Annotated in this window: 18 protein-coding genes and 2 pseudogenes; 11 read left to right on the top strand and 9 right to left on the bottom strand. The window is 56.1% G+C overall.

The annotated features are described in order from the left end of the window. The first annotated feature begins 222 nt into the window (after positions 1–222). Positions 223–549 carry a DUF2790 domain-containing protein gene (locus tag BJQ17_RS04370; protein ID WP_004577661.1) on the top strand — a complete coding sequence of 109 codons (327 nt, stop codon included), beginning with the start codon at positions 223–225 and terminating at the stop codon, positions 547–549. 32 nt (positions 550–581) lie between these two features. Here BJQ17_RS04370 and BJQ17_RS04365 read toward each other — a convergent pair whose 3' ends face one another. From BJQ17_RS04365 to BJQ17_RS29645, 3 genes are all read right to left on the bottom strand, one after another. After that, positions 582–932 carry a DUF3147 family protein gene (locus BJQ17_RS04365; RefSeq protein ID WP_004577662.1) on the bottom strand — a complete coding sequence of 117 codons (351 nt, stop codon included), beginning with the start codon at positions 930–932 and terminating at the stop codon, positions 582–584. Positions 933–1090: 158 nt separating this feature from the next. Beyond that, on the bottom strand, positions 1091–1996 hold the full coding sequence (locus BJQ17_RS04360) for a cation diffusion facilitator family transporter (protein WP_004577663.1): 906 nt from the start codon (positions 1994–1996) through the stop codon (positions 1091–1093). A 54-nt stretch (positions 1997–2050) separates the two neighbouring features. Beyond that, a complete protein-coding gene (locus BJQ17_RS29645; protein ID WP_080635014.1) occupies positions 2051–2389 on the bottom strand; it encodes a zinc ribbon domain-containing protein in 339 nt (112 codons plus the stop codon). 490 nt (positions 2390–2879) lie between these two features. Here BJQ17_RS29645 and BJQ17_RS04350 point away from each other — a divergent pair, with 490 nt between their 5' ends. The 3 genes and pseudogenes from BJQ17_RS04350 (at position 2880) to BJQ17_RS31980 (ending at position 5317) form a co-directional block, all read left to right on the top strand. Beyond that, positions 2880–4577: a phosphoethanolamine transferase gene (locus BJQ17_RS04350; protein ID WP_059183342.1), complete on the top strand. Its 1698-nt coding sequence runs from the start codon at positions 2880–2882 to the stop codon at positions 4575–4577. Positions 4578–4699: 122 nt separating this feature from the next. Then, positions 4700–4828, top strand: a complete 129-nt coding sequence (locus BJQ17_RS31985; protein ID WP_003253468.1) for a hypothetical protein — start codon at positions 4700–4702, stop codon at positions 4826–4828. Positions 4829–5053: 225 nt separating this feature from the next. Then, a pseudogene (locus BJQ17_RS31980) lies at positions 5054–5317 on the top strand (hypothetical protein). Positions 5318–5589: 272 nt separating this feature from the next. Here the strand turns inward: BJQ17_RS31980 and BJQ17_RS29635 are convergent. After that, positions 5590–5934, bottom strand: a complete 345-nt coding sequence (locus tag BJQ17_RS29635) for a cupin domain-containing protein (protein WP_004577665.1) — start codon at positions 5932–5934, stop codon at positions 5590–5592. A 282-nt stretch (positions 5935–6216) separates the two neighbouring features. Here BJQ17_RS29635 and BJQ17_RS29630 point away from each other — a divergent pair, with 282 nt between their 5' ends. Together BJQ17_RS29630 and gmtX are read left to right on the top strand one after the other, a co-directional pair. Then, complete coding sequence (locus BJQ17_RS29630; protein WP_158508110.1) at positions 6217–9861, top strand: VPA1269 family protein; 3645 nt, start codon at positions 6217–6219, stop codon at positions 9859–9861. Beyond that, complete coding sequence (gene gmtX / locus BJQ17_RS04340; RefSeq protein WP_059183340.1) at positions 9851–10483, top strand: gamma-mobile-trio protein GmtX; 633 nt, start codon at positions 9851–9853, stop codon at positions 10481–10483. The genes BJQ17_RS29630 and gmtX overlap by 11 nt, the downstream gene beginning before the upstream one ends. A gap of 136 nt (positions 10484–10619) precedes the next feature. Here the strand turns inward: gmtX and BJQ17_RS04335 are convergent. Together BJQ17_RS04335 and dmeF are read right to left on the bottom strand one after the other, a co-directional pair. Beyond that, positions 10620–10826, bottom strand: a pseudogene (locus tag BJQ17_RS04335) (cupin domain-containing protein); the annotation flags it as partial. A 96-nt stretch (positions 10827–10922) separates the two neighbouring features. After that, the gene (gene dmeF / locus BJQ17_RS04330; protein ID WP_019752547.1) at positions 10923–11858 is read right to left on the bottom strand and encodes a CDF family Co(II)/Ni(II) efflux transporter DmeF; all 936 of its coding nucleotides are present in this window, start codon (positions 11856–11858) and stop codon (positions 10923–10925) included. A 70-nt stretch (positions 11859–11928) separates the two neighbouring features. Here dmeF and BJQ17_RS04325 point away from each other — a divergent pair, with 70 nt between their 5' ends. Beyond that, positions 11929–12204, top strand: a complete 276-nt coding sequence (locus tag BJQ17_RS04325; RefSeq protein WP_003251584.1) for a metal/formaldehyde-sensitive transcriptional repressor — start codon at positions 11929–11931, stop codon at positions 12202–12204. Between the two features lie 106 nt (positions 12205–12310). Here BJQ17_RS04325 and BJQ17_RS04320 read toward each other — a convergent pair whose 3' ends face one another. Continuing rightward, complete coding sequence (locus BJQ17_RS04320) at positions 12311–13192, bottom strand: LysR substrate-binding domain-containing protein (RefSeq protein WP_070095564.1); 882 nt, start codon at positions 13190–13192, stop codon at positions 12311–12313. Positions 13193–13269: 77 nt separating this feature from the next. On the opposite strand from BJQ17_RS04320, the gene BJQ17_RS04315 reads away from it, so the two are divergent. Next, positions 13270–14034: a sulfite exporter TauE/SafE family protein gene (locus tag BJQ17_RS04315; protein ID WP_003251587.1), complete on the top strand. Its 765-nt coding sequence runs from the start codon at positions 13270–13272 to the stop codon at positions 14032–14034. Here the strand turns inward: BJQ17_RS04315 and BJQ17_RS04310 are convergent. Next, positions 14024–14338 (bottom strand): putative quinol monooxygenase, encoded by a 315-nt coding sequence (locus BJQ17_RS04310; protein ID WP_003251589.1) that lies wholly within the window; start codon positions 14336–14338, stop codon positions 14024–14026. The two genes, BJQ17_RS04315 and BJQ17_RS04310, sit on opposite strands and share 11 nt — an antisense overlap. A gap of 163 nt (positions 14339–14501) precedes the next feature. On the opposite strand from BJQ17_RS04310, the gene BJQ17_RS04305 reads away from it, so the two are divergent. From BJQ17_RS04305 to ggt, 3 genes are all read left to right on the top strand, one after another. After that, the gene (locus tag BJQ17_RS04305) at positions 14502–15092 is read left to right on the top strand and encodes an NAD(P)H-dependent oxidoreductase (RefSeq protein ID WP_003251592.1); all 591 of its coding nucleotides are present in this window, start codon (positions 14502–14504) and stop codon (positions 15090–15092) included. 30 nt (positions 15093–15122) lie between these two features. Then, the gene (locus BJQ17_RS04300; protein ID WP_003251593.1) at positions 15123–16019 is read left to right on the top strand and encodes a LysR family transcriptional regulator; all 897 of its coding nucleotides are present in this window, start codon (positions 15123–15125) and stop codon (positions 16017–16019) included. Between the two features lie 117 nt (positions 16020–16136). After that, positions 16137–17804, top strand: a complete 1668-nt coding sequence (gene ggt / locus BJQ17_RS04295; RefSeq protein WP_019752545.1) for a gamma-glutamyltransferase — start codon at positions 16137–16139, stop codon at positions 17802–17804. A 121-nt stretch (positions 17805–17925) separates the two neighbouring features. Here the strand turns inward: ggt and BJQ17_RS04290 are convergent, their stop codons facing one another. After that, positions 17926–19893, bottom strand: coding sequence for a methyl-accepting chemotaxis protein (locus tag BJQ17_RS04290; protein ID WP_371914703.1), 1968 nt, complete (start codon positions 19891–19893; stop codon positions 17926–17928). Between the last annotated feature and the right edge of the window lie 91 nt (positions 19894–19984).

Genomic DNA, 19984 nt, shown 5'->3' with positions numbered 1-19984 from the left:
TCCAAATTGTAATTGCGCGATCATCTTGGTGTTAGCCTCCTTTGCTAGTTTAACGGCAGCGTAAGAGGCATTGCTGCTTTGGAAATTGTCTCATTTCAAAGCAGCTTGGCAAGAGCGACGGGCAGTTGTTCACGCCAGTGCATTCACCTGTAAACCATACGCTCCTTTGGTAGGTGAATTTTAGCGCCCCCCTACGGGCGCTTTTTTATTAAGGGACTTCTTATGAACACTACTGTATCAGCGATCGCCGTGTTTATGCTCTTTACATCACTAACAGCCAATGCCCAAAGCGGTATGGAGATCAATCAACGCATTGAGCGATCTGCTAGAGAGGCTACTGCGGATTATGCTCAGCGCGTAAAAAAGCCCATGCCTCAGCTTGAAGACTACGCCTATGGCATGGACCTTGACGTTAGTAAGTTGGTGTATGTATCGCCCAGCGTGCGGTACTGCGGTAACGTGAGAAGCATGATGACCTACGAAGACTCAAAGGGCGAACTACATATGGTTCGCTACCTGGTCAAAGGTGAGTGCATCAATAGTCGTTGAACGGCCCCTGAATTGCAGTCCTGGCTCGTGACTTATAACAGCTCAATGCCAAATCGACGGAGCAGCAGGGCAAAGCCCCCAAAGCTCACCATGGTGATGACGATACTGCTGATAAGCGTTGGCCAGAATCCCAGTTTGGGCAGCAGCACTGGAAAAGCGATGAACATCGGCAGGGTCGGCAGCACGTACCAGAAGGTGTACCAAGCATGATTGGAGATCTTCTCCATGCTCTGGTTCTCCAGGTAAAGCCAGACCAGCGTCAAGACCGTGACCAGCAGCAGGGCGGCGACCAGCCCGCCCAGCTTGTCACTGCGCTTTGCCAGCTCCGATACGAGAATCACTAATCCGGCAGTGAGTAGATACTTCGTGATGATCCAAGCCATCGCTGAACCTTCTGGAGGTTATGGTCGGGGGCAGGCGAAGCCATTCACCAACCCCTCTCGAAGTGCTCCTGCCGTTTACGCCATCCTTCACCGCATGTCTTCTACGACATCACCCTCAGCCAGGAGGGTGATGTGTTTGTTTGGTTTTTACCGATCGATCAGTGTGAGGGCGACGGAACGCTTTCGTGGAAAGCTGCCCGCTCGATCTGGATGGTGCAGTGATGGATTTCGAATGCATCGCTGACAGCATCCACGACGGCCGCCAGCACAGCATCCCCATCTGCAGAATCCCGTATCACTACGTGCGACGTCATCACGTTGCTGCCACTGCTGACGGCCCAGACGTGCAAGTCATGAACGTCCGTAACGCCATCTACGCCGAGGATGGTAGCCTCGATTGCCGTCACGTCGAGCCCCCTCGGCACACCCTCCATGAGGATTCCCAGGCTTTCGCGAAGCAACTGCCACGTCCGCGGCAGAACCCAGAGGCCGATTGCCACAGCGACAATCGTGTCGACCCAAGTCCAGCCGGTGAAGCGGATGATGAGTGCCGCGATGATTACGCCTAGCGAGCCGAGCATGTCGCTCCAAACTTCGAGGTAGGCTCCTTTGACGTTGAGGCTCTCGTTGCTCGCAGATGCCAGAAGGCGCATCGAAATTAGGTTGATGATCAGGCCGGCGATTGCGATCCACATCATCGCTCCGGTAGCGATCTCCGCCGGCATGAAGAAGCGCTGGTAGGCCTCATACAAGATGTACATCGCCACCAGGAAGAGCAGCACGGCGTTGAACGTCGAAGCCAGAATTTCCAGGCGCGCATAGCCGAAGGTTCTTTTCTGATCTGCCGGCCGCTTGGCTATCTGAAGTGCAATCAGTGAGATCGCCAAGGCGGCAGTATCTGTGAACATGTGAGATGCGTCCGACAGCAGCGCCAGGCTGCCGGTAATCCACGCGCCGATCACTTCTGCAATCATGAAGCTGCCAGTCAAGGCGAGCGCCATGATTAGCTTCTTCTGATGCCCCTCGCGTACTGCAGCGCTGCCATGGTCGTGATTTGAACCCACGTATTTCTCCTTGCGCAGGGTTGTGGTCTCGTTGGCCTTCCTGTCTAGCTAGCCTTAGAGCGTCGCTTGGCCACACTGACTGCAAAATCTTGCTCCTGCACTCAGCAGCGAGCCGCAGGCGGTGCAACCACTCGATAGCGGTGTTCCGCAGTTTAGACAAAAGCGTGCTGACGGATCGTTGGCCGTCCGGCACTGCCTGCAGCCCTGCAGATCTTTGATGGGGGCTGGAGTGGCAGGGCGCCCGCCGTCATACACCTGATTGCCGCCGTCGCAGCCCTGCTGCCGGCCATGGCGATCATATTGCTCGGCCCCATGTCCCCCGCTGTGGTGCTTGCCTCCACCGTGGTTTTCACGACCATGGTGCCCGCCCAGGATGTTTTTGAAAAAGCTCATGGTATTCGCCCCTCATTGATGGGTGACATATTAACGAGCAAAAGTTGAAAATAATGTTCTGCTCGCGAGAAAGACTTGTAAGTTGAATTGAAAGTTCAAAATTAGCCTACGACAAAACGAAACCGTTTTGTTCGTGAAATTAAATTTATCTAGCTGAGCGGCGCATTGTTTTTGGTGGGTGGTATTCCCCTAATTTTGATCATAGCGTGATCATTGACAATCAAAGCAGCAGTTATTGGATTTCTGTCAGCATTGTAATCCCGAGGTCATCGTGTCGTTATCAGGTCCCGGAAATAATGCGCTCAGCGAGATTCATTTCTCTTTTTATCCCTATGCCTCACACATACTAAGCGTCCCCAACGCGTAGGGGCCCAAGGCCTCTGGCGCTCCGCACATTGCGCAATCGCTCAGCATCTGTCGACGGCTTGCCTTGTAGCTCCCGCTAACTCCATAGCTACCGCCATGGATAAGCAGCTTCCAGAGTTTGATAATGACACCTTCCAAATCCATTGTTCACACCCTGTTAAGCAAATGGATCTTTGCTATTCGCAATGCGCGGCAGAAAGGCATCAGTACTAATTTGCTAATCGGCCTGGTGACTTTTTGGTTGCTGCTATTCGCGAACGCTGAGCTCTGGAACGTGCTCTGGACGCTGGTATTCAAAACCGATGAAGTGAACTGGCTGCTAGCTGCTAGCCTCCCAGTCATAGTATTCGCATGGGTGTTTACCGTTCTGAGCTTGCTGTCATGGGGGCGGCTGGCCAAACCCTTGCTGTGTCTGGTACTGATCAGCGCGTCTTTCGCGAGTTACTTCATGAATGCCTACGGCATCGTGGTCGATTACACAATGTTCACCAACGTTGTGGAGACCGACGTCGCTGAGGCAACCGAGCTGCTGAATTGGAAGCTCGGTCTTTGGGTCGCAATGGTTGGGGTGTTGCCCGTCTACCTGATTGCCCGGGTTCCCCTCCGGCGTAAGCCTTGGGCCAAAGCTTTGGTCAGCAGGTTCATTGCTCTGTCGCTCGCTCTGTTGACCTTATCTGGCATCGCGTTGAGTCAGTACCAGTCGTATGCCTCCTTGCTGCGCAACAATCGGGAGATCCGGCTGATTCTGGTACCTACCAACTTGTTTGCGGCTGGCCATGGGTACCTGAAGCGTCAGCTGGCCTCACCTAAAACGCTGACGGCCATTGGTACTGATGCGGTAGTTAATCGACAGGGTGCGGCTCGTAAACCCAGGCTGCTGGTACTGGCAGTAGGAGAGACCGCTCGCTCCGCCAACTTCTCCCTCAACGGCTACTCCCGTGAAACGAATCCGGAACTAGAAAAGCGAAATGTCATTAGCTTCACGAACGTGAGCTCCTGCGGTACCGCCACCGCGGTCTCGCTGCCATGCATGTTCCTGGACGTGGGTAAGGCCCAGTACAAAGATGGCTTGGCCAAGAGCCGAGAAGGGCTGCTCGACGTGCTTCAACGCGCTGGCATCAGTGTCATGTGGACTGACAACAACTCGGGGTGCAAAGGGGTCTGCGACAGGATTCCCAACCACAAGGCTGCCTCTCACGCGGATTCCCAACTGTGCACCAGCGAGGAGTGTAAGGACGGGGTGCTGCTCACGGAGATGCAAGACTTCATCAAGCGCCAGGAAGGCGATGCTGTCCTGGTGCTCCACTACAAAGGCAGTCACGGCCCGGCCTACTACAAGCGCTACCCCTCGCAATTCAAGAAATTCGCACCGGTGTGCGAGACCAACGAGCTCGACAAATGTAAGCAGGAGGAGGTGGTCAATGCCTACGACAACTCAATCCTCTACACCGATTATGTGACTGCAAATCTCATCGATATCCTGGCGGCCAACACCAAGTTCGACACTGCGCTAATGTACGTTTCGGACCACGGCGAATCGCTGGGGGAGGGTGGGCTCTATCTGCACGGGCTGCCTTACGCGATGGCTCCTGACGAGCAAACAAAGGTGCCGTTGGTACTTTGGATGTCTGACTCGCTCGCGAAGAGCGAAAAGGTCAACGTGGGTTGTTTGAAAGCTCAAACCACGTCACCGCTGAGCCACGACAACCTGTTCCACACCGTGCTCGGCATGATGAACGTCCAGACGTCCTCGTATCGCTCAGCGCTGGATTTCACAGCCCCTTGCAAGCCCTTGGCCGGAGGCTCTTATTCAGGCCTTTAAATGTTCGATATGGCCCGGATCATCGGCCAGGCGGCTCTGCACAAGCCTGCTTTGACAGCTGAGAGAAGCTGGACTAATTACATAGCTGCATCCAACAACCCAAGCGGAAAAGGAAGTTTTGCATGAGCATCAAGCCAGGCCCTAAGCGCACCAATGAAGATGGCACTCCGGACAAAAGGCAGCGAGTCACCCCTGAGAAGCAGAAGGACCATCCGGACCTGAAACCTCACAAGCACAAAAAGGGGGAGTAAGAGAAAAGCAGCTCTCGGGAGCTGCTTTTTTGTTTAGGCTGCGTGCAAACCTTCCTGACTGTAGTCGTGAGTCTTCTGCTTTGCGTGATCGGTTGGGGTTGTTTTAAGTCACTACAAGGTGGTCACTTGTCGGGCGCGACTCACAAAAAGCTTAGATCGGCTTGATTACCGCCTCGCTTTGGCTAGCTTGGAATCCATCGCTATCCATCGATTGCAGGGGGCTGCATGCGTTTGCGCGGAGATGTTTATTGAAGCTGGGCAGATCCTACGCTTCATCACCGGACCCACGAAGAGATCCTGAATGACGGATTTTATCTCGACGTGCAGGTAAAGCTTTCGCGGAAAGCCGCAACGCAGCTGTTTATCGGTGTGTACGCGCCGTCGGGAACCGCGCTTTATGAGGAAGCGTTCGACACCCGGCCGAACGAATCAATGACGAGCGCGTTGGCCTGGGGAGTCGCCAGAGCGCGTGTCGTAGCTACGTTGTAAACCACTTTTTTTCACTGTAAGCCACTGTGGTTTACAGTGAAAAAAGTGGTTTACAGCAGGCCTCCTCAGGCTTGAGTCAGCTCCAGCAGATCGCCCAGTTCCTCCCGGGCCATCTTCACTCAACACTGAGCCAGTCGTGAGGTTGCACCGCACAAAGTCTTCCGCATCTATGTCCCGCTTGGCAGAATTCGAAGGCGTGATGTCTGTACCTCCTTCAAATCCGCGATCATGGTCATGCGCCGACGCGATGGCGCGGCGCTGCCATTTGACATTTAAGAGAATACGAAATATTTGCGTACGGTCTCTACTACTTCCCAAGTTCCGGAAAAGCCAGGCTCTATAATAAATTTGTCGCCTGCTTTGAGGTGAATTGGCTGCTTACCATCGGGGGTAATCACGCAATAACCTTCTTGGAAGTCGCAGTACTCCCATTTGGTATAGGCCACGCGCCATTTACCGGGCGTGCATATCCATGTACCCATAATCTTCGACCCATCTTCCGAGGTGTACGAGTTCAGATTGACAGTGTGAGGCTCGCCCGACAGCCGTTCCCAGGTGCATGCGTCAAGAACTGGTAAAGGGGAGGTGTCGCGCAGTACAACGATTAGGTCTTTCATAGAATGTGTTCGTGTGGTGATGATGTTTTGTAGCATCACAAAGTATGTCAGAAGAGAGATGTCTGTACCCGACACTAATATGCCCGTTTGCGAATTTCTGTCTAGGCTAACTCCATATGAAGGTGAGCGTTAGTGTTTTTTATATCTGATTATCAGCTCAAATGGTCGATGTTTCTATCCGGCCATTCAAAAACGATCTGAGGGTGGCGGTGGAAGGTGGTGATGTATTGAACTACGCTATACATGCGTCGCTGCAATAAACTAAATTGCATGAGAATAAAAATGCCAGAAGAATCTTATTGTAGCTATGATGAAGCTCGCCAGATAATTGCCGCGCTTAATATATGCACTGCCGGTCAATATAGGAGTCGATACAAAGAGCATGCGGGATTACCATCAAATCCCCCAATTTTCTTTGCGGGAAAAGGATGGGATTGTTGGTATGTGTTTCTGAGCAAGGCAAAGCCAGACTTATACGAATCGTTGTCGCAAGCACAGATTGCAGCAAGGTTTCTAGGTATTTCAACTCAGCTAGAATACGTGGCTCGTTATAAGGAAGACTCACGTCTGCCTTCCGATCCCGTACGGTTTTACGATGAATGCAAATCTTGGAGGCATTTCTTCCAAGAGGATTATGAGAAAGCTTATCCAACCTATGAAGAAGCAAAAAGCGCAGCGAGAAGGCTAGGTGTACACACCGCGAAAGAATATAAAAACCGTTACTTAGCCGATAAAAAACTGAGGAGTAATCCAAATGAAGTCTACGCGAAAACAGGTTGGAAAGGGTGGGGGCCGTTCCTTTCAGATGAGCTGGTTGCTATATACGCGAGCTATGAAGAGGCTAAGCAAGCGACAAAAAAGCTGGGGATTGTGAGTGTTCCGGATTATCGGAAAAGATACTACGAAGATCCCAGGCTCCCATCTAGCCCTGAAAAGGCTTATTCTGGCCGCGGCTGGACTAATTGGTATGATTTTTTTGATAGGCAGAAATCTAAATTTTATCCCACCTATTCAGAGATGGAGCAGGCGGTGCATAAATTGGGCATTACGAGTAAAGATGAGTATTTGGTTAGGCGTAAGGAAGACGAAAAATTACCCTGTGCGCCTTGGTCGGAGTACGCTTCTAAAGGCTGGGTCAGTTGGAAGTTTTTGTTTCGTTTCTTTAAACCGCTTTTTTATAGTGATTTGGCCGAGGCTAGCGCCGCTGCTCAGCGGTTGGGGATTATAAGTGCGTCTGACTATAGAGCTAAATATAAACTGGATCCTCGTCTGCCGTGCGACCCTAAGAGTCACTTTCTTCCATGGTCAGGATGGCCAAATTTCCTTGGGGTTGAGCGCGACAGGAATTACAAAACATATGAAGAAGCAAAAAAAGCTGCCGAAAAATTTGGTTTTAAGTCATATGCCGAGTATAGAGACGGATATAAGCAGGATCCTAGGCTGCCGAGTGCTCCCTATCGAGCCTTCAAGCACAAAGGCTGGATCAGTATACAAGACTTTCTTTCGCTGGAAATAGCTCCTGATTATTCAGATAGCTACCCATGCTTGTGTGATGTATATGAGAAACATTTGAGGTTTCAAACAAATTATGCAATACGTCGCATGGCGTTGAGGGTGCTGATAAACGGATACTTTCACGAATTAAATTTACCTGATGATCCAAAATTTTTATTATTAAGGGCTAATAAGTTTAATGCTGCGCTGTATATATCATTGATTGAGTCTCAGGCAGAGTCCCTGAAGCAGCAGGTACACACGTCAATTTCGACATTTTTTCAGTGGGTTCTCGACGAAGAATGTACAGATGTCGATGGGGATGAGAGCGTCGTGCTAAACGACTTCAGAAATCCGTTTTCTAGCATCCTCGCCGGATTCGCCAAAGGGTTAGGCTATTCTAAACTAGGTCAGACGAATAAACCCTCGCTTGGTTACGAGTATATTTTGAGAGCTAGAAACTACCTCGTTCCTGATTATGAGATGTCTCTATCACGACGCGTGTCCCTAAGCCAGTTAGAGCATCTCCAAGAGTTCTTCGATAGCCGCGGAGACTGGCTTGATGTCCCATTATCGAAAATTGATGTCGATGATCCTCATACGGTATGGCGAAAGCTTGAGCGAATTGAGCGGGTTGTTGCTGGGAAACGGCGCAGAGTAGTTGTGTATCAGGTATGGTCTCCGGTTCGGTTTGTAGCGCTTTATACCTTGCTAAGGTTTCCATTACGGGGGCAACAGATTCTGTGGCTGGATAGCGGAGAGGCTGACCGAGAGGTCGGAGTTGTTGACATGGAAACTGGTACAATTGAGTGGAGGAAGAATACTGGGCATCTTGCTTTGCGTGGCACCAGGAGCAGTACACCTCAGGCGGCAGTTCAAAAAGGAATAAATGGATATCCAAAGTTCTATTGCACAACTAATAAAACTGGTGCTCGTGATCAAGGATACGAAGTCGAATGGATTCCAGAGGATTTGGCGTATTGGTTGTTGGTGTTGAGGGACTGGCAGGAAAAATACTCACCGCTTGATTACCCCACACCATGGACTTCGATAAAAACACACGCAGAGATCAATAGTGAGATTTTGAAATCTCGGGGTAGCCAATGCTTTCTTTTTCGACAAGATAAAACGGGTCAGCCTATTACTACGGCAACGGCCTTCCAGACCACATTGCCTAAGCTACTTTATCTCATTCAACGGGGTGGGGAAGATCTAGCCAGGAAAAACAGTCAGTACGGACCTCGTTATCTTAGTGACTACACTCCTCACTGCTTGAGGGTAAGTCTCATCACCGCCTATATAGCGGACGGGGATGCGCCGATACATATAGTGTCGAAGCTGGTTGGGCATGCAGCGCTCGTCATGACCATTCACTATGTGAGTCTTAAGGAACACCAAATGCGGAGGCCTATGCAAGAGGCCGAGAAGCGTGCTGAATATACCGCCTGTGATAATTTGGTGCGAGACGTGCTTGCCAATGGCTTGCAATCGCAAGCTAGGAATTTGATTGCAACTGACGGAAATAGGATTTTTTTCGAGAAGTCATCGACAAAATCTGCAAACGTAATTTTTGATTGGGGAATATGCCCGATGTCGGCTGCCGCCTGCAATATAGGTGGTGATCTCATTGAGAATGTATATGCCGCGGTTGAAGCTGGGTATCTAGGGCAGAAAAATTGTCCTCGTTGTCGTTTCTTTGTTTCAGGGATAGCATTCTTAGGAGGATTGGTTTCATTGGCGAATGAGATAGCTCTTGAAATTCATGATGAAAGCGGTAGATATCAAGCTTATACAGCTGAACTGGATGAGTTGGAAAGCGCCTGGTACGATGCGAGCATCAAAGATCTACCATTTGATCGGGAGCTGGACCGTAAACGTTCAGTCGCTCAACAGCAACAAAGTGCAGCAAAACTCGAAGTGTTGTTACGTGACTATGGGGCTGTCAATCGCTACGTAATGGGTTGCGTAAAAGCAATCGATCACACTGAGTCAGAAAATAGTGAGGCAGAGCTTAAGTTAGTTGTTTCGGAAGACCTGAAGGAGATGAGCTTCAGGGCCTCAGAGTCGACCTACCATCTGCTGTCTGAAATCTGTCAAAATGCAACTATTTACAGATCTGCGAACCCATCTCGTGCCTTGCCATTGATTTCAGAAATGATCGACAGGATGGCAGCTAATAACGGGTTGCGGCCAGCAATGTATAAGCTTACAAATGCGCAAAAGCTTGCTGCATGCAATCAGTTAAATTCGTTGCTGATGAGTCGTCTGCATTCCTGGGAAAGAATCGATAATTTGATCTCAGGGAAGTTAATGATATTGGATGTTGATGAATATCAAGCCGGTTTGACTCCCATAACATCCGAAATCAAGGCGATTTTTTCGAATTACGTATCGCTTACCTCTGGTGCGCATGGAGACGAGAATGATGAGTGAGCTTCCAGAAGTGGTATTTGAAAGGTTGACATCCGAAGCAAGTGACTCTCGACGCCGTCGAAGTCTGGAGGCGATCAACGAAGCTTGTAAGATTGCTGCGAGCCTTGAGGTAAAGGACTTCTCATACAGAGCTCTGCTGGCTATGGGACAAGCTCGCGGCTTGGCAGTACCCAGTGAAAAGTCGATTGTGAATCCTACAGGGGAACATTACAGATTGCTAATCCATGCTTGGAAACAAGCATCGATGCCAGCTCCAACGCATCAATTCTCTGATGCATTATCTTGGGTCTCGAGTATCGAAGATCCGGTGCTGAAGTTAAATGTTTCTTTGCTGGTAAAGGAGTTGAAGGCGTTAAAATCAAAGATGCGTCGACAGCTTTCTAGTGGCATGACGCCCATTTTTTTAGGTGCGGTTGAAGGGAAAACACCTGAAACATACTTTCGGCTGAGGGAGGTTGAATTATCGGCGCTGAGGTTTGCAATCGATGAGGATAATCTGCGTCAGATGGGACAGACAATCGGGCCTCGTGGCGAGGTCTCGGACTCCAAGGGCCGTATCATTCAAAAACCGGGATTCAGAGATGCGATTGAGAAAGTGTTGACCTTGGAGAGGGGAGGTTAGCAAAGGGCCTTATCGGTGGCTTCGATTTAGGAACTGGATGCTGGGGTATCCTAAAATTATTCCCAAAAAAAAATCAAGAAAAACAAGTCGATAACGTATTTTTGTTGGTTTTGGGATATTTTTGGTTTCACTAAGCGAGGAAGTGGCAGAACTCCCATTTATCGTAGTTGACCTCGAACTTGCCCGGGGTGCAGATCCAGGTGCCCATGATCTTGCTGCCGTCGGCCGACAGGTAGGCATTGAGGTTGACGGTGTGCGGATCGCCGCCGATGCGCTTCCACTTGGTGGCGTCCACGACCGGCGTCGGGCAGGTTTCGCGCAGGACGGTGATGAAATCGGACATGGCACAACTCCTGGTGACTGGCTGAATGACGGGTCACCATAGGCCCAACGGCCGCGCAGCAGTTGCCTGGGCTCGACGTCCAGGTGTCTGGTCGCGCTATGGCAGGCGGTTTACCTCGACAGTGATGTGCGCCAACTCTTCGTGCACGGCCAGGGCCTGGCGCACGCCGTCGGCATTCAGTGTGGCCTGGGTGGCCAGGCCAAGAATGCAGGCGTACTGGTCCCTGCCCACCCGCCAGACATGCAGGTCGGTGATACTGGCCGGCGCCGGCAATTGCGCGACCACTTCGCGGATTTCCGCCACAACCGGGGCGTCCATCTCGGCGTCCAGTAACACTCGCCCGGTATCGCGCAGCAGGCCACGGGCCCACAGCGCGACCAGCAGCGCACCGACGAGGCCCATCGCTGGGTCGAGCCAACTGGCGCCCCAGAACTTGCCGGCCAGCAAGGCAGCAATGGCCAGCACCGAAGTGGCGGCATCGGCCATCACATGCAGGTAGGCCGAGCGCAGGTTCAGGTCGTGGTGGTGGTGATGGTGATGGTGATGATCGTGGCTGTGAGGGTGATGGTCATGATGATGGTCATCGCGTAGCAGCCAGGCGCAGATGAGGTTGACGGCGAGGCCCGCCACGGCAATCAAGATCGCCTCGTCATAGTGGATCTGTCCCGGCACCAACAGCCGTTCCACCGACTGGAACGCCATCAGTCCGGCCACGCCCAGCAATAGCAATGCGCTGGAGTAGCCGCCGAGAATTTCGATCTTCCAGGTGCCGAAGGCAAAGCGCCGGTCACCTGCATAGCGCCGAGCGGCAGCGTAGGCCAGCAAGGACAGGCCAAGTGCCAGGGCGTGGGAGCTCATGTGCCAGCCGTCGGCCAGCAGCGCCATGGAGTTGAAGTACCAGCCTCCGGCAACCTCCGCCACCATCATCACTGCGGTCAGCCAAACCGCCAGGCGGGTTTTGCGCTCAGCGCCCAGGTTGCTGGTGTGGAACTGGTGGCTGTGCTGCCAGCGGTCTGAGGTTTGTGTCGCCATGGTTTATCATGCTCCCGGAAGATCGAGACAAATACTATACCCCAGTATACCTAGCATGGCGTGAAACCCAATGGCACATACCCTGAAGAGCAAGAAGCAGCTGTTGACCCGGGTGCGCAAGATCAAAGGCCAAGCCGCCGCCCTGGAGACGGCGCTGGAGCAGGACAAGGACTGCCTGGCGATCCTGCAGCAGATCGCTGCCGTGCGCGGCGCGGTGAACGGGCTGATGGCCGAGGTGATGGAAGGGCACATCCGCGATCACCTCGTGGCGGACGGCCTGAGTGCCGAGGAACGGCAGGACGAGGCAGACAAGGTGGCGGCGTTGCTACGTTCTTATCTGAAGTAGGAGGTCGCCGTACCCTTTCACGAATACCCCAGGGGGGTATCAATACCTTCACGGTCCGAGCGGTACGCGAACGAGTTTGTGGAAGCAGGCGTGCCAGCGAAGGCTGTCAGTGGATAAGGGCGGATACCAGTCCGGCGGCATAGCCTGGTAATGCCGCGAAATCCCGCGCACACACCAGCAGCCGGCGGTTGGCCCATGGCTCCTGCAGCGCCACCCAGTGCAACGGCAGCATCCCTTGCCAGCGCTGCACCGCTGCCAGCGGCACCACCCCGATTCCGGCCCCGCCCGCGACCATGCGGATCACCCCATCAAACCCCTCTGCTCGTACCCGAACCTGCATGCGCTGCCCCTCGTGCAGCGCTTGCTCTTCCAGGTACAACCCCAGTGCACTGCCGGCCCCCAGGCCGACATAGCCATGGGCCAGGCTGTCGACGAAACTTGGCGCCAGCGCACTGGCCAGGGGGTGGCGCTGTGGCGTCACTAGCACCAGCGGGTCGTCTCGAAACGGCCGGGTCTGCAGGTGCTCGTTGGGGGCGGCTGTGGACACGATGCCCAGGTCGGCCATGCCTTGGGTAATTGCCTGCACGATGCGCAAACTTGGCAGTTCTTGCACATCCACGCTGACTCCAGGGTTTTCAGCCAGATAGCTGGCCAGCAGTTCGGGCAAGTATTCGGTCAGCGCTGCGGTGTTGCACAGCAGGCGCACCTGGCCTTGCTGCCCTTGCGCGTATTGGCCCAGGTCGAACTGCAGGCGTTCGACCTGCTGCGTTATCAGCCGCGCATGCTGCAACAGTGCCTGGCCAGCCGGCGTTGGTTGGACGCCACGGCGGTTACGTTCCAGCAAGGGAATGCCCAGCGATGCTTCCATGGCGCGGATGCGCGCACTGGCTGCTGGCAGTGACAGATGGCTGCGGCTGGCGCCGGCGGTGATGTTGCCGCACTCCAGGGTGTGCTGGAACAGCTTGAGGTCGATCAGGTCGAAATGCATGTGGCTCTGTCCTGGCAAGAGGCTGGCTGAGTATATGGCAGATTCTCACGTTGCCCGGGGCACGGCATCATCGGCCCATGACTACCTTGCTCGCGTTTTACCAGAACATTGGCCCGGCACTGTCGTTGCTGGTTGTACTGACCTTTCTGCTGGCGGGCGCAGTGAAGGGGGTCATCGGCCTGGGCCTGCCGACCATTGCCATGGGCCTGTTGGGCCTGGCTATGCCACCTGCGCAGGCTGCCGCGTTGTTGATCGTGCCCTCGACACTCACCAACCTGTGGCAGCTGGCCAGCGGCGGGCATCTGCGAGGGTTGTTGGTCCGCCTGGGGCCAATGCTGGCATTGATCGTTGTCGGCACCTTGCTGGGTAGCGCCTGGCTGGGAATCAGCAGTGGCCCCTGGGCTGGGCACGCGTTGGGGGCCGCCTTGCTGGTCTACGCGTTGTATGGAGTGGTCGGCCCGGGCCTGCAGGTGGGCCCGGGACACGAGCGCTGGCTGGGACCGCTTTGCGGGCTGGTCACGGGTGTGGTCACGGCGTCGACCGGAGTGTTCGTGATGCCAGCGGTACCTTACCTGCAGAGCCTGGGCTTGAGCCGCGAGCAGTTGATCCAGGCCCTGGGCCTGTCGTTTACGGTGTCGACCCTGGCCTTGGCCCTAGGCCTGGCCGGGCAGGATGCCTTGGGGGGCCAGGCGTTGGGGGCGTCGCTGCTGATGCTGGCGCCGGCTTTGCTCGGCATGCTGGCGGGCCAGTGGCTGCGTCAGCGGATCAGCGCGCTGCTGTTCAAGCGTTGCTTTTTCATCGGGTTGGCCGCACTCGGCGTCCATCTGCTGATCAACGGCTAGCGGACGAAGCGCTGAGCATGTCGACCCTCTGGATATCGAAATCGCGCTCCAGGTAATCCATGCGTTTTTCGAAGAAGGCAGCCATGTGCGGGAGGGCCGAGTGCACGTCCAGCGCGGCCTTGTCGGCCCACACTTCGAAGAACACAAACAGGCTCGGGTCCTGCTGGTCGCGCAGCATGTGGTATTCGATGCAGCCGGGTTCCTGGCGGCTTGGCTCGACGTAGGGACGGAACAGGTTTTCGAACGCATCAGCCATTTCCGGGCGGGTCTTGGCTTTGAGGATAAAGGCGAACGGCTCACTCATGGGGCGCTACTCGGTGATGGGGGGTGACGCTATTCTAAGGCAATAATGTATTGCTCATTCGTGACTTCTGGTCAATTGTATTTTGCCCGGTCACCGCTGTATCCCGCCCCCGCGAGCCTCTAACCTGCCGGCATCAATTTTTGACTCGGCCGTGGAGGCCAGCATGAAAAAGATCCTTCTGCTCAATGGTGGTAAACAGTTCGCTCACTCCGAAGGCCGTCTCAACGCGACCTTGCACGAAGCGGCCATCGCTCACCTGGACCGCGCCGGCTTCGATGTGCGCCAGACGTTCATCGATGGCGGCTACGATGCCCAGGAAGAGGTGGAGAAATTCCTCTGGGCCGATGTGGTGATCTATCAGATGCCCGGCTGGTGGATGGGCGCGCCGTGGACCGTCAAGAAGTACATCGACGACGTGTTCACTGCCGGCCACGGCAGCCTGTATGCCAATGATGGCCGTACCCGTTCGGACCACTCGCAGAAATACGGCAGCGGTGGTTTGGTGCACGGCAAGCAATACATGTTGTCGCTGACCTGGAACGCGCCGCAGCAGGCGTTCGATGACCCCAGCGATTTCTTTGAAGGCAAGGGGGTGGATGCCGTGTACTTCCCGTTCCACAAGGCCAACCAGTTCCTGGGTATGACCGGCCTGCCGACCTTCCTGGCTGTGGATGTGATGAAGCGCCCGGATGTGCCGGCGGCACTGGCGGCCTACGAGGCGCATCTGGACAAGGTGTTCGGCAAGGCGATCTAATCCGGATTGATATCAGCCGCAGGCCTGAATGTGAAAACCCGATCCGAAGAACTCCAGGTATTCGTCGCCGTCATCGACTGCGGCTCGATTTCCGCTGCTGCCGAGCAGATGGGCCAGACCCCGTCTGCCGTCAGCCGCACCCTGTCGCGCCTGGAGGGCAAGCTGGGCACCACGCTGGTCAACCGCACCACCCGGCGCATGGACCTTACCGAAGAGGGGCGCTACTTTCTTGAGCGCTCGCGGCTGATCCTGCAGCAGATGGACGAGATGGAAGAGCGTCTGTCGATGAACCGCCAGACCCCGACCGGGCGATTGCGCATCAATGCCGCTGCGCCGTTCATGCTGCATGCCATCCTGCCGTGGATTGGCGAGTTCCGCCGCCAGTACCCGGGCATCGAACTGGAGCTCAACACCGACGACCTGATCATCGACCTGCTGGAGCAGAGCACTGATGTGGCGATCCGCATCGGAGAGCTGGCCGACTCCAGCCTGCACGCGCGCAGCCTGGGTTGTAGTCCGGTGCAGGTGCTGGCCAGTCCGGCCTACCTGGAGCAGCACGGCACGCCACGGCAGGTCGAGGAGCTGGCCAACCACTGTCTGCTCGGCTTCAGCCAACCGGAGTCGCTCAATCATTGGCCGCTACGTCACGCTCAGGGCGATCGCTGGAGCATCCGCCCGGCGTTGGTTGCTTCCAGCGGCGAAACCCTGCGCCAGCTGGCGTTGGCCGGGGAGGGCATCGTCAGCCTGTCGCACTTCATGACCCACGAAGATATCCGCACAGGGCGCCTGCAGGTGCTGCTGAGCGAGGCCAACAATGGCTACCGTCAGCCGATCCACGCGGTGTATTACCGCAACACCCAGTTGGCACTGCGCATCCAGTGCTTCCTGGATTTCATCCAGCGCAAGCTGGCGATGTACGCCTGCTGAGTTGCCTGATCGCGACAAATCCTGTCCACAGGCGGCGAAACTTCCGACGGTTGATTGCACAGTCGAAGCGCTTCGGCCTTACTGACTGCTCAACAAAAACAACACCAAGGAAGTGTCATGCGTATTGTCCCTTTCCAGTATCTGGCTCTCGCAGCCGCGATCCTGAGCTGTTCCTCGGTTTACGCCGCCACCCTGGAGGGCGGCGCGGTGGCCGCCCCCGATCAATATGGTGCACAGGTGGCCGCCGATATTCTGAAAAAGGGCGGCAACGCGGTGGACGCGGCAGTAGCGACCGCCTTCACCCTGGCGGTGACTTACCCAGAGGCCGGTAATATCGGCGGTGGCGGCTTCATGACCCTGTTTGTCGATGGCAAGCCTTACTTCCTCGACTACCGCGAAGTCGCGCCCAAGGCCGCCACGCGCAACATGTACCTGGACGACAAGGGCGAGGTCATCGAGAACCTCAGCCTGGTTGGGGCACGCGCCGCAGGCGTACCCGGTACGGTAATGGGCCTGTGGGAGGCGCACCAGAAGTTCGGCAAGCTGCCCTGGAGCGAGTTGCTGACCCCGGCCATCGGCTATGCGAAAAATGGCTTCAAGGTGGCGGAAAAGCAGTACCAGTACCGCAACGATGCCCAAGGCATGTTCAAGACGGCGACCAACTTCAACGATTACTTCGGCAACATGAAGGTCGGCGAGCTGTTCAAGCAGCCGGAAATGGCCCAGACCCTGGAGCGTATAGCCGCCAAGGGCGTGAGCGAGTTCTATCAAGGCAAGACCGCCGATTTGCTGGTGGCGCAGATGCAGGCTGACAAAGGCCTGATTACCAAAGATGACCTCAAGGATTACAAGGCGGTATGGCGTGAACCGATGGCCGTGAGCTGGCGTGGCAATGTGGTGTATACCGCGCCACCGCCGAGCTCAGGCGGTGTGGCGCTTGCCCAGTTGCTGGGCATCAAGGAAGACCGCGCGGCCGACTTTAAAGGTGTGGCGCATAACTCGGCGCAGTACATCCACCTGCTGGCCGAGATCGAGAAGCGGGTGTTCGCCGACCGCGCCGATTACCTGGGCGACCCGGCCTTCACCAAGGTGCCGGTGGACCAGTTGGTGGCCAAGGATTACCTGGCCAAGCGCGCAGCCCAGGTCAACCCGAAGGCCATTTCCGACACCGACAAGGTCAAGCCGGGCCTTGAGCCGCACCAGACCACGCATTTCTCGATCGTCGACAAGCAGGGCAACGCGGTCAGCAATACCTACACCCTCAACCTCGACTATGGCAGTGGTGTGGTGGTGAAGGGCGCTGGTTTCCTGCTCAACGACGAGATGGATGATTTCAGCGCCAAACCGGGGGCGGCGAACGCCTTTGGCGTGGTCGGCGGTGATGCCAACGCGATCGAACCAGGCAAGCGCATGCTGTCGTCGATGAGCCCCAGCCTGATGACCCGCGATGGCAAGGTCGAGCTGGTAATCGGTACCCCGGGTGGTTCACGGATCTTTACCTCGATCTTCCAGGTGATGAACAACCTGTACGACTACGGCATGCCGCTGGACAAGGCGGTGGCGGCGCAGCGCGTGCACCATCAGTTGCTGCCCAAGGACACCATCTACTTCGACAGCTATGCGCCACTGACCGGGCCGGTAGCTGATGAGCTGAAGAAGATGGGCTATGTGCTGGAGGACCAGGGCTGGGAGATGGGCGACATCCAGGCGATCCGCGTCGATGGGGCGAAGCTTGAGACCGCTTCCGACCCACGTGGGCGTGGGGTAGGGATGATCGTCAAGTAGTACCTGTCAGAACGCCGGGAGGGCTTTGCCCTCCTATCGCGACACAAGGCCGCTCCCACGAGGACCTGCGTTGGGGCCTTGTGTCGCGAAAGGGCCGCAAAGCGGCCCCAGGTTCCAAAGGTCAGACGCGGAACTGGCTGACCAGTGTCTGCAACTGCCCACCCAACCGCGCCAGCTCCACACTCGACGCTGCCGTCTCGTCACTGGCTGCTGCGGTTTGCTCTGACACATCACGCACATTCAGGATGCTTCGGCTGATCTCTTCAGCCACCGCACTCTGCTGCTCTGCCGCCGCAGCAATCTGCTGGTTCATCGACTGGATGCTCGATACCGTACTGGTAATGCTCTCCAGCGATGACCCGGCCTTTCGCGCCAGTTCGACGCTGCTGTCGGTCAGGGTACGGCTGCCCTGCATGGCATTCGCCACTTGCTGGGTACCGTGCTGCAGGCTGGCAATCAGTTCTTCGATCTCTTCGGTAGACTTCTGCGTGCGCTGGGCCAGGCCGCGCACTTCGTCGGCAACCACGGCAAAGCCACGGCCTGCCTCGCCGGCACGCGCCGCCTCGATCGCTGCGTTGAGCGCCAGCAGGTTGGTCTGTTCGGCCACCGACTTGATCACGTCCATCACGCTACCAATTTTCTGGCTTTCCTGCTGCAGCAGGTTCATGGCCTCGGTGGAACGGTGCATGTCTTCGGCCAGGCGTTCGATCTGGCCAATCGCTTCGCCCACCACGCGGTCGCCGGCACGGGCTTCGTCATCGGCACCTGTAGCTGCATGTGAGGCCTGCTCGGCATTGCGCGCCACTTCCTGAACGGTAGCGGCCATTTCGTGCATGGCGGTGGCCACCTGGTCGGTCTCGACTTTCTGGCTGTTGGCGCCCGCGCTGGTCTGTTCGGTGACTGCCGACAGCTCTTCGGCGGCGCTGGCAATCTGGGTGACGCCATCGCGGATGCCGCTGATCAGCTCGCGCAGGGTGGTGCCCATGCGCGCGATGCCTTGCTGCAGCACGCCCAGTTCGTCACGGCGGGTGACGCGCATGTGCTGGGTAAGGTCGCCACTGGCGATTTTTTCCACGGCCACCAGGGTGTCTTGCAACGGGCGGGTGATCTGGCGGGTGATCAGCACCGCCGCCAGCACGCCGACCAGCAGCGCCAGCAGTGTGGCGATGGCCTGCAGGCTGCGGGCCTGGGTACTCTCGATGTCACGGCGCTCTAGCTGGATCTGGTACAACGCGTCGCTGCGCTTGACGATGTCGGCACCCTGCACGGTCATTTCGGCGCGCGAGGTGGTGATGTTGGCAACCGCGTCGCGGAACTGGCGTACGGCGTCACGATAGGCCAGTACTGCGTTTTCGAACTGTTGCAGGCGCGCGTCTTCGCTGGGCAGCTGGCGCTTGAGGTTGTCGATATCGGCCAGTGCCGCATCCAGCTGGCGCAGGGCGGCCTGCTCGTTGGCGCTGCTGTTCTCGGCGATGTAGCCACGCACATCGATGCGTACCTGCAGCAATTGCTGGCGGGCCTTGCTGATCAGCTGGTACTGGGCCAGGCGCGTACTGTCAGCCTCGGGGCGAGCCATCACCTCCTGGCTGAGCGCATCCATGGCCTGGTCGGCGCGGATGGCCGAGCTGTTCATGGAAACGCGCGCTGCGCGGGTGGCGTCGTAGCCCTGGCGCATCTTGTTCAGCGACAGCTTGTAGGCGCTGATGGTATCGCCCAGCTCACCCAGCAGCTTGACGTTCTCCGGGCTTTTGAAGGTGGTGGCCAGGTAGGCCTGCTGCTTGCTGAATGCGTCCAGCTTGGCCAGGGTGTTGGCGGCGGCGGTATCGTCGCCGTTGGCGATCATGTACTGCAGGCGCGCAATGCGCAGATCGGTGAGGTCCTTGTTCAACTGGCCAATATCGCCCATCCAGTTGCTACGGTCGATCAGGCTGCCCAGGCTGGTCCAGCCGGTGAGGGCCAGCAGGCCAGTGAGGACCAGCACCAGGCCGAAGCCCAGGCCGAGTTTAAGGTTGACGCTGATGTTGGCGAACCAGCTGTTCATGCACGCTCTCCAGAAGTTGATTTCGCTCTCTTGATCTTCGATCGCCAGGCGTTGTTGTTCTGGATGCCCGCTGATTCGTGCAGGGGTTATCGGCCATGATTGGGGAAGCTGAAACGCTTTTTCAGCAAAATGTCAGCAA

It is taken from the genome of Pseudomonas sp. NBRC 111139, from assembly GCF_001753955.1.
GTDB classification, from domain to species: domain Bacteria; phylum Pseudomonadota; class Gammaproteobacteria; order Pseudomonadales; family Pseudomonadaceae; genus Aquipseudomonas; species Aquipseudomonas alloputida.
The sequence above is the reverse complement of the archived record's forward strand: the minus strand, read 5'-3'. Positions and strand labels throughout refer to the sequence as shown.

Excerpts from the sequence above, each read along its gene's own strand:
- BJQ17_RS04370 (WP_004577661.1), top strand. The coding sequence starts at position 223 with ATGAACACTACTGTATCAGCGATCGCCGTGTTTATGCTCTTTACATCA.
- BJQ17_RS04365 (WP_004577662.1), bottom strand. The coding sequence starts at position 932 with ATGGCTTGGATCATCACGAAGTATCTACTCACTGCCGGATTAGTGATT.
- BJQ17_RS29645 (WP_080635014.1), bottom strand. The coding sequence starts at position 2,389 with ATGAGCTTTTTCAAAAACATCCTGGGCGGGCACCATGGTCGTGAAAAC.
- BJQ17_RS04350 (WP_059183342.1), top strand. The coding sequence starts at position 2,880 with ATGACACCTTCCAAATCCATTGTTCACACCCTGTTAAGCAAATGGATC.
- BJQ17_RS31985 (WP_003253468.1), top strand. The coding sequence starts at position 4,700 with ATGAGCATCAAGCCAGGCCCTAAGCGCACCAATGAAGATGGCACTCCG.
- BJQ17_RS29635 (WP_004577665.1), bottom strand. The coding sequence starts at position 5,934 with ATGAAAGACCTAATCGTTGTACTGCGCGACACCTCCCCTTTACCAGTT.
- BJQ17_RS29630 (WP_158508110.1), top strand. The coding sequence starts at position 6,217 with ATGCCAGAAGAATCTTATTGTAGCTATGATGAAGCTCGCCAGATAATT.
- gmtX (WP_059183340.1), top strand. The coding sequence starts at position 9,851 with ATGATGAGTGAGCTTCCAGAAGTGGTATTTGAAAGGTTGACATCCGAA.
- dmeF (WP_019752547.1), bottom strand. The coding sequence starts at position 11,858 with ATGGCGACACAAACCTCAGACCGCTGGCAGCACAGCCACCAGTTCCAC.
- BJQ17_RS04325 (WP_003251584.1), top strand. The coding sequence starts at position 11,929 with ATGGCACATACCCTGAAGAGCAAGAAGCAGCTGTTGACCCGGGTGCGC.
- BJQ17_RS04320 (WP_070095564.1), bottom strand. The coding sequence starts at position 13,192 with ATGCATTTCGACCTGATCGACCTCAAGCTGTTCCAGCACACCCTGGAG.
- BJQ17_RS04315 (WP_003251587.1), top strand. The coding sequence starts at position 13,270 with ATGACTACCTTGCTCGCGTTTTACCAGAACATTGGCCCGGCACTGTCG.
- BJQ17_RS04310 (WP_003251589.1), bottom strand. The coding sequence starts at position 14,338 with ATGAGTGAGCCGTTCGCCTTTATCCTCAAAGCCAAGACCCGCCCGGAA.
- BJQ17_RS04305 (WP_003251592.1), top strand. The coding sequence starts at position 14,502 with ATGAAAAAGATCCTTCTGCTCAATGGTGGTAAACAGTTCGCTCACTCC.
- ggt (WP_019752545.1), top strand. The coding sequence starts at position 16,137 with ATGCGTATTGTCCCTTTCCAGTATCTGGCTCTCGCAGCCGCGATCCTG.